Origin of the sequence: Streptococcus sanguinis SK1 = NCTC 7863 (assembly GCF_000194945.1) — a bacterium.
GTDB classification, from domain to species: Bacteria; Bacillota; Bacilli; order Lactobacillales; family Streptococcaceae; genus Streptococcus; species Streptococcus sanguinis.
In genome coordinates this window covers 1,135,097-1,147,965 of record NZ_GL878507.1, presented here as the reverse complement: position 1 = coordinate 1,147,965, position 12,869 = coordinate 1,135,097, and the positions used below count along the sequence as shown (strand labels likewise).

The 12,869-nt window shown below is 43.7% G+C and carries 11 protein-coding genes; all 11 read left to right on the top strand.

The window, feature by feature from the left end; genetic code table 11:
* Window positions 1-107: 107 nt before the first annotated feature.
* The 11 genes from murD to ileS all read left to right on the top strand — a co-directional run bounded on the left by murD (window position 108) and on the right by ileS (window position 12,746).
* Window positions 108-1,460 carry a UDP-N-acetylmuramoyl-L-alanine--D-glutamate ligase gene (gene murD / locus HMPREF9378_RS05505; protein ID WP_032909506.1) on the top strand — a complete coding sequence of 451 codons (1,353 nt, stop codon included), beginning with the start codon at window positions 108-110 and terminating at the stop codon, window positions 1,458-1,460.
* 1 nt (window position 1,461) lies between these two features.
* The gene (locus HMPREF9378_RS05510; RefSeq protein WP_002900924.1) at window positions 1,462-2,532 is read left to right on the top strand and encodes a UDP-N-acetylglucosamine--N-acetylmuramyl-(pentapeptide) pyrophosphoryl-undecaprenol N-acetylglucosamine transferase; all 1,071 of its coding nucleotides are present in this window, start codon (window positions 1,462-1,464) and stop codon (window positions 2,530-2,532) included.
* The gene (locus HMPREF9378_RS05515; RefSeq protein WP_002900922.1) at window positions 2,529-3,740 is read left to right on the top strand and encodes a cell division protein FtsQ/DivIB; all 1,212 of its coding nucleotides are present in this window, start codon (window positions 2,529-2,531) and stop codon (window positions 3,738-3,740) included. Before HMPREF9378_RS05510 ends, HMPREF9378_RS05515 begins: the two co-directional genes overlap by 4 nt.
* Before the next feature lie 121 nt (window positions 3,741-3,861).
* Window positions 3,862-5,220, top strand: coding sequence for a cell division protein FtsA (ftsA, locus tag HMPREF9378_RS05520; protein ID WP_002900920.1), 1,359 nt, complete (start codon window positions 3,862-3,864; stop codon window positions 5,218-5,220).
* A gap of 16 nt (window positions 5,221-5,236) precedes the next feature.
* Window positions 5,237-6,514, top strand: coding sequence for a cell division protein FtsZ (gene ftsZ / locus HMPREF9378_RS05525; protein WP_002900919.1), 1,278 nt, complete (start codon window positions 5,237-5,239; stop codon window positions 6,512-6,514).
* Between the two features lie 8 nt (window positions 6,515-6,522).
* Window positions 6,523-7,194, top strand: a complete 672-nt coding sequence (locus HMPREF9378_RS05530) for a YggS family pyridoxal phosphate-dependent enzyme (RefSeq protein WP_002900917.1) — start codon at window positions 6,523-6,525, stop codon at window positions 7,192-7,194.
* Window positions 7,195-7,203: 9 nt separating this feature from the next.
* A complete protein-coding gene (locus HMPREF9378_RS05535) occupies window positions 7,204-7,803 on the top strand; it encodes a cell division protein SepF (RefSeq protein ID WP_002900916.1) in 600 nt (199 codons plus the stop codon).
* 5 nt (window positions 7,804-7,808) lie between these two features.
* A complete protein-coding gene (locus HMPREF9378_RS05540) occupies window positions 7,809-8,084 on the top strand; it encodes a YggT family protein (protein ID WP_002896162.1) in 276 nt (91 codons plus the stop codon).
* Entirely contained in the window at window positions 8,081-8,866 is a 786-nt protein-coding gene (locus HMPREF9378_RS05545) for a YlmH family RNA-binding protein (RefSeq protein ID WP_002911964.1), read from the top strand. The genes HMPREF9378_RS05540 and HMPREF9378_RS05545 overlap by 4 nt, the downstream gene beginning before the upstream one ends.
* Before the next feature lie 9 nt (window positions 8,867-8,875).
* Window positions 8,876-9,670: a DivIVA domain-containing protein gene (locus HMPREF9378_RS05550; protein ID WP_002898030.1), complete on the top strand. Its 795-nt coding sequence runs from the start codon at window positions 8,876-8,878 to the stop codon at window positions 9,668-9,670.
* A 283-nt stretch (window positions 9,671-9,953) separates the two neighbouring features.
* Complete coding sequence (gene ileS, locus HMPREF9378_RS05555; protein WP_002900912.1) at window positions 9,954-12,746, top strand: isoleucine--tRNA ligase; 2,793 nt, start codon at window positions 9,954-9,956, stop codon at window positions 12,744-12,746.
* Window positions 12,747-12,869: the final 123 nt, after the last annotated feature.

Below are 12,869 nucleotides of genomic sequence, written 5' to 3'. Positions count from 1 at the left end.
ATTTTTTTCAAAACTTGCTTACAGTCGAAAATAAAAGACTCCTATGACTTTTTTATTTTCACAAAAAAAGGTAAAATAGAATGAAGTATGAATGGAAGAGGTTGCTTATGAAAAATATAACAAATTTTACCAATAAAAAGGTCTTGGTTTTGGGATTGGCCAAGTCGGGTGAGTCAGCAGCTCGCCTTTTAGATAAATTAGGAGCTATCGTGACAGTTAACGACGGCAAACCTTTTGAGGAAAATCCTGCTGCCCAATCCTTGCTAGAAGAAGGCATAAAAGTGGTGACAGGAGGTCATCCCTTGGAGTTGCTGGACGAAGACTTTGAACTGATGGTGAAAAATCCAGGTATTCCTTATGACAATGCCATGGTCGTCCGAGCTCTGGAGAAGAAGATTCCAGTTATTACTGAAGTCGAGTTGGCTTATCTGATTTCGGAAGCACCGATTATTGGTATTACGGGTTCAAACGGCAAAACGACGACCACAACCATGATTGCGCAAGTCTTGACGGCTGGCGGTCAAAACGGTTTATTGTCTGGTAATATCGGCTTTCCTGCTAGTCAGGTAGCCCAAACAGCCAGCAGCAAAGATACATTGGTCATGGAACTGTCTTCCTTCCAGTTGATGGGGATTGAAGATTTTCATCCGCAAATCGCTGTTATTACTAACCTCATGCCGACTCATTTGGATTATCACGGCTCTGTTGAGGAATATGCAGCTGCCAAGTGGAATATCCAGAAAAACATGACAGCTGATGATTATTTGGTTTTGAATTTCAATCAGGACTGGGCCAAGGAAATGGCTAGCCATACTCAGGCTACTGTTGTCCCTTTTTCAACAACTGAAAAGGTGGATGGTGCCTATTTAGAGGGTGATGTCTTGACCTTCCGTGGAGAAGCGATTATGCAGGCGGCTGAAATCGGCGTCCCTGGCAGTCATAATGTCGAAAATGCTCTGGCTACGATTGCAGTAGCCAAACTGCGTGGCATTGACAATCAGACGATCAAAGAAGTCTTGTCTGCTTTTGGTGGTGTTAAGCACCGCCTCCAGTATGTGGGGCAGGTGAATGAGGTTGCCTTTTACAATGACAGCAAGTCTACCAATATCTTGGCAACCCAGAAAGCCTTATCTGGTTTTGACAATAGCAAGGTGATTCTGATTGCAGGCGGCTTGGACCGTGGTAATGAATTTGACGAGTTGGTGCCTGACCTCAAAGGACTCAAGAAAATGGTGATCTTAGGACAATCAGCTGCGCGTGTAAAGAGGGCGGCTGATCTGGCAGGTGTTTCTTATCTCGATGCGACTGATGTCCGGGATGCAGCTCACAAGGCCTTTGCTCAAGCGGAGCCAGGAGACATTGTCTTGCTCAGTCCTGCCAATGCCAGCTGGGATATGTATAGTAATTTTGAAGTCCGTGGCGATGAGTTTCTCGCTGCATTTGAAGAATTAAAAGGTTAAGATGAAGAAGATTGTATTTACAGGCGGAGGAACGGTTGGGCATGTAACTCTCAACCTTCTCCTGATTCCGAAATTTATCAAAGAAGGCTGGCAGGTTCATTATATTGGCGATAAGCATGGTATTGAGTACCAGGAAATCCAAAAGTCAGGATTAGACGTGACCTTTCATTCGGTGGCTACGGGTAAGCTTCGTCGCTATTTTTCATGGCAGAATCTGCTGGATGGCTTTAAGGTCGTCTGGGGCATTTTCCAGTCGCTGGGCATCATGCTCAAGGTGCGGCCGCAGGCTCTCTTTTCTAAGGGAGGCTTTGTGTCCGTTCCACCCGTGATTGCAGCCCGGCTGTCAGGAGTTCCCGTTTATGTTCATGAGTCGGATCTATCCATTGGCTTGGCCAATAAAATTGCCTATAAGTGTGCGACCAAGATGTATGCAACCTTTGAGCAACCTTCCAGTCTGACCAAGATTGAGCATGTCGGAGCTGTGACCAAGGTCGGTAACCAAGAGTCAGTCGCACCGCAGGAACTAGAAGAAATTCGTCAATATTTTAATAGAGAACTGCCCAGCCTGCTTTTTGTCGGCGGTTCTGCTGGTGCTAAGGTCTTTAATGACTTTGTCAGCCAGAATCAAGCTGCGCTGACCGAACGCTACAACATTATCAATCTGACAGGCGATGCAAGTTTGGATGTTCTGTCTGACCGTTTCTTTCGCAGAGCCTATGTGACCGACCTCTACCAGCCTTTGATGGACTTGGCAGATGTAGTGGTGACTCGCGGCGGTTCCAATACAATCTTTGAGCTCTTGGCCATGGCTAAGCTGCACATTATCGTTCCTCTGGGACGCGAAGCCAGCCGCGGCGATCAGATTGAAAATGCGGATTATTTTGTGAAAAAGGGATATGCCAAGCAATTGGCAGAGGAACAGCTGGATATGAGCAATTTACAGGCAGCACTTGATGACCTTTTGGCTAACCAAGCTTCTTATCATCAAGCTATGAAAAATTCCCAAGAAATCAAGTCTGTAGATGAATTTTATGCTTTATTGAAAGTGGATATTGACAAAGGAAAGAAATGAGCAAGAAAAACAATGATGAGCCAAAGGAAGAGGTAAGTGAGCACCTCTCTGAATGGCAGAAACGAAACAAAGAATATCTTGAAAAGAAGGCTCAGGAAGAAGCAAGTAAACAGAAGGAGCTGGAAGAAGAGGAAGTAAAAGAAGCTGAAGCTGAGGACCCAATCGAAGGCGGAGAAATAGCTGAAGAGACGGAAGAAGACGACTCATCTTATGAAGAGGAAGAAACAGAATATTTGAAAGATGATTCATCCGAACCTGAGCTAGAGACCGGATTGAGCGAGAAAGAGCGCAAAAAACAGGAGAAACTTCAGAAAAAGGCAGAAAAAGAAGCTGCTAAGGTGCATATCTCGAAGGTTCATATTTATCGAGCACTGCCGGTTTTACTGGGCAGTGGCTTGATTTTTATCATATCAGTTTATTTTTTGACGCCACTGGCGACCATGAAGACAATCGAATTTTCAGGGAATCAAATGGTCAGTCAGGAAGACCTGCTCAAAAGCAGTAAGATTGATGAGAAGGACTATACTTTAACAACCTTTATCAATGGCGGCAATCATATCCGCAATATGAAAGCGTCTAGTCCTTGGATTAACAATCTGGAGATGGCTTATCAGTTTCCGATTACTTTTCAGGTAAAGGTCAAGGAGTACGGAGTTCTGGCCTATCTGCACGAGGGTGGTCAGTATTATCCTATTCTGACAAATGGGGAGATTATTTCGGACCCAACTGCTGCAGATTCTTTGCCAGAAACCCATATTTTGATAGAATTTTCAGATAAAAAATTGATTAAAGAATTTGCTCTTCAAATTGAAAAGGTACCGGCTTCGGTTAAGAAAAATATTAAGACAGTTCAGCTGACCCCAAGCAAGGTGACTCCAGACTTGGTAACGCTGACCATGCATGACGGCAATAAAATTTTGGTACCAATTTCGCATATTGCTAAAAAACTGCCATATTACAAGGGAATCCAATCACAGTTGAAAGAGGATGTACCTAGTGTTGTAGATATGGAAGCAGGGATTTTTAGTTATGTTGAAGGAGCTCAAAACGAGTCGTCTTCTTCTGACGAAGAAAAGCAGAAAGCAGAAGAGGAATCGACGGGACAGCCAACAGAACAAGCGGCTGAGCAGGTGACAGAAAGTCAGGAACAAGAACCTGCAGAGCCACAAAATTCAACAGAAAACCCGGGAAATACCGAAAATCGCTAAATTATATGTAGAAAAACTGCGCATTTTCATTTTCTTTATGTTATAATAAAGCTTGGGTAACTCTAATTTTTAGCGTTATTAGTATAGACCGGAAACATGGAAGATAGAGAGGACTGGTGTAATGGCTAGAGACGGCTTTTTTACTGGATTAGATATAGGAACTAGCTCAATTAAAGTGTTGGTGGCAGAGCACATCAACGATGAAATGAATGTTATTGGAGTCAGCAACGCAAAAAGCGCTGGTGTTAAAGATGGAATTATTGTTGATATTGAGGCTGCTGCTGCTGCCATTAAGACAGCTATTTCTCAAGCAGAAGAAAAGGCAGGCATTTCAATTGGTTTAGTTAATGTCGGACTTCCGGCTAATCTCTTACAGATTGAGCCTACTCAGGGTATGATTCCTGTGACTAGTGATTCTAAGGAAATCACAGATACAGATGTAGAGAATGTTGTTAGATCTGCTCTGACTAAGAGTATGACTCCTGACCGCGAAGTGATTACTTTCATCCCAGAAGAGTTTGTAGTGGATGGTTTCCAAGGAATTCGTGACCCACGTGGTATGATGGGGATTCGCTTAGAAATGCGTGGACTTCTCTACACTGGACCACGGACTATTCTCCACAACCTCCGCAAGACAGTGGAGCGCGCGGGAGTTCAGCTTGAGAACGTAATTATCTCCCCATTGGCAATGACTAAGTCAATCTTGAACGAAGGGGAACGTGAGTTTGGTGCAACTGTTATTGATATGGGTGGCGGTCAAACTACAGTGGCTTCTGTTAAAGGTCAAGAGCTTCAATATACGAATATATACCAAGAAGGCGGCGACTACGTAACCAAGGACATCTCCAAGGTTTTGAAGACTTCACAAAAGTTGGCTGAAAGTCTCAAGTTTAACTATGGATCTGCTTATGTTCCTGAAGCTGGTACAGAGTCCTTCCAAGTAGAAGTGATTGGAGAGATTGAGCCGGTTGAAGTAACTGAAAAGTATCTGGCTGAGATTATTTCTGCTCGTATCCAACACATCTTTGAGCAAATCAAACGCGATTTAGATAGAAGGCATCTCCTCGAGTTGCCAGGCGGCATTGTGATTATTGGTGGAGCAGCTATTCTTCCAGGAGTGGTTGAGCTGGCTCAGGAAGTGTTTGGCGTGAATGTCAAGCTTTATGTGCCAAATCAAATCGGCATTCGCAATCCAGCCTTTGCACATGTTATCAGCCTGTCAGAGTACGCTGGAAACTTAACAGATGTGGATATGCTGGCTCAGGTTGCTGTTCATGGTGATGAGCAACTGCGCCATCGACCTGTATCCTTTGACCGTCCTGCTCAGTCAGTACCACGCTTTGAACCTCAACCAGCTGATGAGATTCCTGAGGAGCCGGTCCAAGAAGTTCCAGTTGCCAGTGCTGATGTGCCAAACCAAGAACCAAAAACTGGTATTACAGATCGGATGCGCAACCTAATTGGCAAAATGTTTGATTAAGGAGAATACATAGAATATGACATTTTCATTTGACGCTGCTGCTGCTCAAGGCGCAGTAATTAAAGTTATTGGTGTCGGTGGAGGTGGCGGTAACGCCATCAACCGAATGATTGATGAAGGTGTTGCTGGTGTTGAATTCATCGCAGCAAATACAGATGTTCAAGCTCTTAGCAGTGCCAAAGCTGAAACAGTGATTCAGCTCGGTCCTAAGCTGACTCGCGGACTTGGTGCCGGAGGTCAGCCTGAAGTAGGCCGTAAGGCTGCTGAAGAAAGCGAAGAAGTTCTGACAGAAGCTCTGCAAGGAGCAGATATGGTCTTCATCACTGCTGGTATGGGTGGTGGATCTGGAACAGGCGCTGCTCCAGTGATTGCTCGTATCGCAAAAAATGTTGGTGCTCTGACTGTTGCTGTAGTTACACGTCCTTTCGGTTTTGAAGGAAGCAAGCGTGGAACCTTTGCAGTAGAAGGAATCAACGAACTTCGAGAGCATGTAGATACACTTTTGATTATCTCAAATAACAACTTGCTTGAAATTGTAGACAAAAAGACTCCGCTTCTTGAAGCACTCAGTGAAGCAGATAATGTTCTTCGCCAAGGTGTCCAAGGGATTACCGACTTGATTACCAGTCCAGGACTGATTAACCTTGACTTTGCCGACGTGAAAACAGTCATGGCAGACAAGGGTAATGCTTTGATGGGAATTGGTGTTGGTAGTGGCGAAGAACGCGTCATCGAAGCTGCTCGCAAAGCTATTTACTCACCTCTTTTGGAAACAACCATTGATGGTGCAGAGGACGTAATTGTCAACGTTACTGGTGGCCTAGATATGACTCTGATTGAAGCTGAAGAAGCTTCAGAAATTGTCAACCAAGCAGCAGGTCATGGTGTGAACATCTGGCTCGGTACTGCGATTGATGAGTCTATGAAGGATGAAATCCGCGTGACTGTTGTGGCTACTGGTGTCCGTCAGGATAAGGTTGAAAAGGTTAGCGGTATTCGTCAGACCCAGCAGCCTACTGGTCCAAGCCGTCCGCAGCAAGTTGAGCCAAATCGCGAAGTTCGCTCAGGACAGTTTGAACGAAACTTTGATATGACCGAAACGGTTGATATTCCTGCTCCAAGCCGTCAAAGAACGGATGCGCCTAAAGGTTCAGCCTTTGGTGATTGGGATCTTCGCCGCGAAGCGATTGTTCGTCAGGCTGAACCAAGTTCGTCAGCCCGCGTGGAACGCTATGCAGAAACTAATGAAGATGATGATGAATTGGAAACACCTCCATTCTTCAGAAATCGTTAATCTAAATCATGAATTTGCAGAATAATAAAGAGTTGGTCTTTCAATCCGTCGCTCAAGCGGCGGAGCAAGCCCAGCGTTTGAAAGATTCAGTAAATATCATTGCAGTTACCAAATATGTTGACTGCGAAACAACTCAGGAGCTTGTTCGTACAGGTATTCAGCATATCGGAGAAAATCGGGTAGATAAATTTCTAGATAAATACCATGCTCTGAAAGATGAGAATCTGACCTGGCACCTGATCGGCAGTTTGCAGAGGAGAAAAGTCAAGGATGTGATTAACTATGTTGATTACTTTCATGCTTTAGATTCTGTAAAATTGGCCAAGGAGATTGACAAACGGGCTGAACATGTGATTAAATGTTTCCTGCAGGTGAATATTTCTAAAGAAGAGAGCAAGCATGGCTTTTTGATTGAAGAACTTGAAGTCGTCCTGCCTGAACTTGAAAAATTAGAAAATGTTCAAATTGTGGGATTGATGACTATGGCTCCGTTTGAAGCTAGTCATGAGGAGCTGAACCAAATTTTTGAAAAGGCTCATCAACTACAAAAAGAATTAAAAAAGAAACAGTTAAATAATATGCCCTTTTCTGAATTAAGCATGGGAATGAGCCGTGATTATCCAGAAGCAATTGCCCATGGCTCGACTTATGTCAGAATCGGTACAGCATTTTTTAAATAGGAAAGAAATATGTCATTAAAAGATAGATTTGATAAATTTATAGATTATTTTACAGAAGATGGAGATGAGACTGAGGTTCAGGAGCAGACTGTCAGCAGACCTGCAGCGCCTGTTAAGCAGAAGCCTGAATTGGTTCAGCCTAAGCCAGTCAGAGAGAGCAAGCCAGCTCCTCGTCCGGCTGCTGCGGCGAAGCCACAGCCTAAACCACAGCCTAAACCACAGCCACAACAGAAATCTTCGACAGAGAATATTACCAGACTGCATGCACGTCAGCAGGAATTGGCTCAGCACCGTGCAAATGCGGATGAGAAGATTACGATTGATGTTCGCTATCCGAGGAGATATGAGGAAGCGACTGAAATTGTTGACTTGCTTTTGGCCAATGAAAGCATCCTGATTGACTTCCAGTATATGACTGAGGTACAGGCTCGTCGCTGTTTAGACTACTTAGACGGTGCCCGTTATGTCTTGGCTGGAAATTTGAAAAAAGTTGCAAGCACTATGTATTTGCTGACTCCGATTAATGTAGTGGTAAATGTGGAAGATATCCGCCTGCCTAACGATGTTGAAATCAGCGAATTCGACTTTGATATGAAGCGCAGTAGATAAGAGATATGTTATATTTTGTAATTCGTGCCATCTCTAATCTTTTCGATCTTTATAGCATTGCCTTGATTGTCTATGCACTTCTGTCTTGGTTTCCAGGAGCTTATCAAACCAAATTCGGAGAGTTTCTAACACGAATTGTAGAACCGTATTTAAAACTTTTCCGCCGTCTTCCCTTGCAGTTTGCAGGGCTGGACTTTACCGTTTGGGTTGCAATTCTGGCTTTAAACCTTTTAAATCGTGTGGTCTTTTATTTAATAAGCGTCTTACTAATGTTATTATGATGAAAGATTTATATCAACACTTTTCGCAAGAGGATCGAGAGTTTATTGATAGGAGTTTGGAGCTGCTTCAGCGGGTTCAAGATACCTATGCCTTTGAAACAACGCCTTTTCTGAATCCCCATCAGGTCTCAATCCTGAAGAATATTGGCAAGCAATATGATGTCCAAGTCTTTGCTAGTTCAGATTATTTTCCAAGTGAACTGGCAAGAGTTCTTGTGGCACCTTCTTATTACCAACTGAATATGGATGATTTTGAATTGAGCTTGCTGGAAATTTCCTATGCAAGCAAATTTTATAAAATCAGTCATTCGCAGATTATGGGAACCTTGCTCAATCATTTAGGGATTGAAAGACGGACCTTTGGCGATATTCTTGTAGTTGGAGACCGTGCTCAGCTCTTTGTAGATAAGAGACTGGCCCAGTATTTTATTGATCATGTCTCTAAAATTGCAAAGATGCCTGTCAAACTAAAGGAAGTTTCCTTTGCAGAGCTGCTGAAAGAGCAGAAGCAGGCTGTCACCAGAGAAATTTTGGCATCTAGTCTTCGCTTGGACAAGTTGGTAGCCAGCACCTTTAAGTTATCAAGGAACCAGGCTGCTCAGCTGATTTCTGGTAAGCATGTGAAAATGAACTATGCTGTTAATGACAATCCCAGCCAGCAGGTCGGGCTTGAAGACTTGATTAGCGTTAGACGATTTGGAAGATTTAAGGTTTTAAGAGAAAATGGCCTTTCCAAGAATGGAAAACATAAGTTAACCGTTGAATTATTAGCTAGTAAATGAGGAGGAACTATGACACTTACAGCGTTAGAAATTAAAGATAAATCCTTTGGAACCAAGTTTAGAGGCTATGATGTTGAAGAGGTAGATGAATTCCTGGACATCGTTGTCCGTGATTATGAGGACTTGGTTCGCGAAAACCACGAAAAAGAAGCAAAAATTCGCAATCTGGAAGAACGTCTGACATATTTTGATGAGATGAAAGACTCTCTCAGCCAGTCTGTTTTGATTGCTCAAGATACGGCTGAGCGCGTTAAAGTTGCTGCCAACGAGCGGTCTACGAATATTGTCCGTCAGGCGGAGCAGGATGCGCAGCATTTGTTGGATGGAGCTAAGTACAAGGCTGATGAGATTTTACGTCAGGCAGCTGACAATGCTAAGAAAGTAGCCATTGAAACAGAAGAACTGAAAAACAAAACACGTGTCTTCCACCAACGCTTGAAATCAACCATTGAGAGCCAGCTCAGTATTGTGAATTCATCTGAATGGGAAGAAATCCTGCGTCCGACAGCTACTTATCTGCAAACCAGCGATGAAGCCTTCAAGGAAGTTGTATCTGAGGTTCTGGGAGAAGAAGCAGTTGTTCGTGAGGAAGAAGTGGATGTGACTCGTCAATTTTCTCCAGAAGAAATGGCTGAGCTGCAAGAGCGCATTGAGGCTGCAAACCGTGAATTAGCTGCGACACAAGCTTTTTCTCCGCTCAGCGATGAAGATATAGAAGCTCACGCAGCTGAGGAAAACTCAGAAGCTGACCATCACGATGATGATACAAATGGGGAACAAAAAGTTCCAGTAAATATTTTATAATTTTTAAAGAAGATAAGATTGTAAAAACACAGACCAAGCAAAATACTTTCAGCGAGCAGATGATGGTGAGAGATCTGCAGTCCATCTTGCTTGGGCTATCATTTTACAGAACTTTCGTCTGAAACCAGTAGGATGAGACGGTGGTCCACGTTACGGACAAAGAGGGGCAAGAGGAGCATCATGCTATCGTCTTGCCTAAACAAAGGTGGTACCGCGAATTTTCGTCCTTTTTGGAGAAGTTTGCGGTTTTTAATTTGTAATTTTAAAAATAAAGAGGAATAGAATGAAACTGAAAGAAACACTCAATCTTGGGAAAACTGCTTTTCCTATGCGGGCTGGTCTGCCAAATAAAGAACCAATCTGGCAGAAGGAATGGGATCAAGCTAAGCTATATCAACGCCGTCAGGAACTGAATGAAGGCAAGCCGCACTTTATCCTGCATGATGGCCCTCCTTATGCTAACGGCAACATTCATGTCGGGCATGCTATGAATAAGATTTCCAAAGATATCATTGTTCGCTCAAAGTCTATGGCTGGCTACTATGCGCCTTACATTCCAGGATGGGATACACATGGTCTTCCGATTGAGCAGGTATTGGCAAAGCAAGGTGTTAAGCGTAAAGAACTGGACTTGGTTGAGTACCTCAATATGTGTCGGGACTATGCCCTGAGCCAAGTCGAAAAGCAAAAAGAAGACTTCAAGCGTTTGGGTGTTTCTGGTGACTGGGAAAATCCTTATGTAACCTTGACTCCTGACTATGAAGCCGCTCAAATCCGTGTCTTTGGCGAAATGGCTAAGAAAGGCTACATTTACCGTGGTGCTAAGCCCGTTTACTGGTCTTGGTCTTCTGAGTCAGCTTTGGCTGAAGCGGAAATTGAATACCATGACTTGGTTTCCACCTCTCTCTACTATGCTAACCGAGTTAAAGACGGAAAAGGGGTACTGGACACAGATACTTACATCGTCGTATGGACAACAACTCCGTTTACTATTACAGCTTCTCGTGGTTTGACTGTTGGAGCAGATATTGATTACGTAGTCGTTCAGCCAGCTGGTGAATCTCGTAAGTTTGTGGTTGCTTCAGAATTGTTGAATAGTCTGTCTGAGAAATTTGGATGGGCTGATGTTCAAGTTTTGGCTACCTACCGTGGTCAAGAATTGAACCACATCGTGACAGTTCACCCATGGGATACCGCTGTAGATGAACTTGTTATCCTTGGTGACCACGTTACGACTGATTCTGGTACTGGTATTGTCCATACAGCGCCTGGTTTTGGTGAGGACGACTATAATGTTGGTGTAGCTAATGACTTGGAAGTATTTGTCACTGTTAATGAGCGTGGTATCATGATGGAAAATGCTGGTCCAGACTTTGCAGGCCAGTTCTATGACAAGGTTGCACCAACAGTTATTGAAAAGCTTGGTGACTTGCTCCTTGCTCAAGAAGAAATTTCTCACTCATACCCATTTGACTGGAGGACCAAGAAGCCAATTATCTGGCGGGCAGTACCACAGTGGTTTGCATCTGTCTCGAAATTCCGCCAAGAAATTTTAGATGAAATTGAAAAGGTTAAATTCCATTCTGAATGGGGCAAGGTACGTCTCTACAATATGATTCGTGACCGTGGTGACTGGGTTATCTCGCGTCAGCGGGCTTGGGGTGTGCCATTGCCAATCTTCTATGCCGAAGACGGAACACCAATCATGACGGCCGAGACCATCGAACACGTAGCTCAGCTCTTTGAGGAGCACGGTTCTATCGTCTGGTGGAAGCGTGAAGCAAAAGACCTTTTACCAGAAGGCTTTACTCATTCAGGTTCTCCAAACGGCGAATTTACCAAGGAAACGGACATCATGGACGTTTGGTTTGACTCAGGCTCATCATGGAATGGTGTAGTGGTCAACCGTCCGGAATTGACTTACCCAGCTGATCTTTATCTAGAAGGTTCAGACCAATACCGTGGTTGGTTCAACTCATCCCTCATCACTTCAGTTGCCAACCATGGCGTAGCTCCTTACAAACAAATCTTGTCACAAGGATTTACCTTAGATGGTAAGGGTGAAAAGATGTCTAAATCACTTGGAAATACCATTGCTCCAAGCGATGTAGAAAAACAATTTGGTGCGGAAATCTTGCGTCTCTGGGTAACCAGTGTTGATTCTAGCAACGACGTTCGCATCTCTATGGATATCTTGAGCCAAGTTTCTGAAACCTACCGTAAGATTCGGAATACCTTGCGTTTCTTGATTGCTAATACTTCTGACTTTAATCCAGCTGAGGATGCCGTAGCTTACGAAGAACTTCGCTCTGTTGATAAATACATGACTATCCGCTTCAATCAATTAGTAGAGACTATTCGCAAGGCTTACGCAGACTTTGAGTTTCTGACTATTTATAAAGCGATTGTCAACTTTGTGACTGTTGACTTGTCTGCTTTCTATCTGGACTTTGCCAAAGATGTCGTCTATATCGAAGCCGCTAAATCATTGGAACGTCGTCAGATGCAGACTGTTTTCTATGATGTTTTGGTCAAGATTACCAAGCTGTTGACACCAATCCTGCCTCACACGGCAGAAGAGATTTGGTCTTACCTAGAGCACGAAGAGGAAGAATTTGTTCAGTTATCTGAATTGCCAGAAGCTCAGACTTTCCCAAATCAGGAAGAAATCTTGGACACTTGGTCTGCCTTTATGGACTTCCGCAGTCAAGCACAGAAAGCCTTAGAAGAAGCCCGCAATGAAAAGGTTATCGGAAAATCGCTGGAAGCGCACCTGACTGTCTATCCGAATGAAGTCATCAAGACCTTGCTGGAAGCAGTTAACAGCGATGTGGCCCAGCTCCTCATCGTTTCTCAATTAACGATTGCTGAAGGACCTGCTCCAGAAGGCGCTCTAGTCTTTGAAGATGTAGCTTTTGTCGTAGAGCACGCGCAGGGACAAGTCTGTGATCGCTGCCGTCGCATTGATACAACAGTTCAAGAGCGCAGCTATCAAGCCCTTGTCTGTGACCACTGTGCAGAAATTTTAGAAGAAAACTTTGCTCAGGCTGTATCAGAAGGCTTTGAGGCCAATTAAAATAAAAAATGGCTTTGCCCTTTAGAGGTAAGCCATTTTTTAGATAGATTGATTTGAAAATTTGTTAATTTAAAACCAAATTAGCAAAAACAAACAGTTGCGTTTGCAACTGTTTTCTGTTAT

What these genes read in the sequence shown, in the direction of transcription:
- HMPREF9378_RS05510 (WP_002900924.1), top strand. Translation starts at nt 1,462, where the DNA reads ATGAAGAAGATTGTATTTACAGGCGGAGGAACGGTTGGGCATGTAACT.
- HMPREF9378_RS05540 (WP_002896162.1), top strand. Translation starts at nt 7,809, where the DNA reads ATGTTATATTTTGTAATTCGTGCCATCTCTAATCTTTTCGATCTTTAT.
- ftsA (WP_002900920.1), top strand. Translation starts at nt 3,862, where the DNA reads ATGGCTAGAGACGGCTTTTTTACTGGATTAGATATAGGAACTAGCTCA.
- HMPREF9378_RS05530 (WP_002900917.1), top strand. Translation starts at nt 6,523, where the DNA reads ATGAATTTGCAGAATAATAAAGAGTTGGTCTTTCAATCCGTCGCTCAA.
- murD (WP_032909506.1), top strand. Translation starts at nt 108, where the DNA reads ATGAAAAATATAACAAATTTTACCAATAAAAAGGTCTTGGTTTTGGGA.
- HMPREF9378_RS05515 (WP_002900922.1), top strand. Translation starts at nt 2,529, where the DNA reads ATGAGCAAGAAAAACAATGATGAGCCAAAGGAAGAGGTAAGTGAGCAC.
- HMPREF9378_RS05535 (WP_002900916.1), top strand. Translation starts at nt 7,204, where the DNA reads ATGTCATTAAAAGATAGATTTGATAAATTTATAGATTATTTTACAGAA.
- HMPREF9378_RS05550 (WP_002898030.1), top strand. Translation starts at nt 8,876, where the DNA reads ATGACACTTACAGCGTTAGAAATTAAAGATAAATCCTTTGGAACCAAG.
- HMPREF9378_RS05545 (WP_002911964.1), top strand. Translation starts at nt 8,081, where the DNA reads ATGATGAAAGATTTATATCAACACTTTTCGCAAGAGGATCGAGAGTTT.
- ileS (WP_002900912.1), top strand. Translation starts at nt 9,954, where the DNA reads ATGAAACTGAAAGAAACACTCAATCTTGGGAAAACTGCTTTTCCTATG.
- ftsZ (WP_002900919.1), top strand. Translation starts at nt 5,237, where the DNA reads ATGACATTTTCATTTGACGCTGCTGCTGCTCAAGGCGCAGTAATTAAA.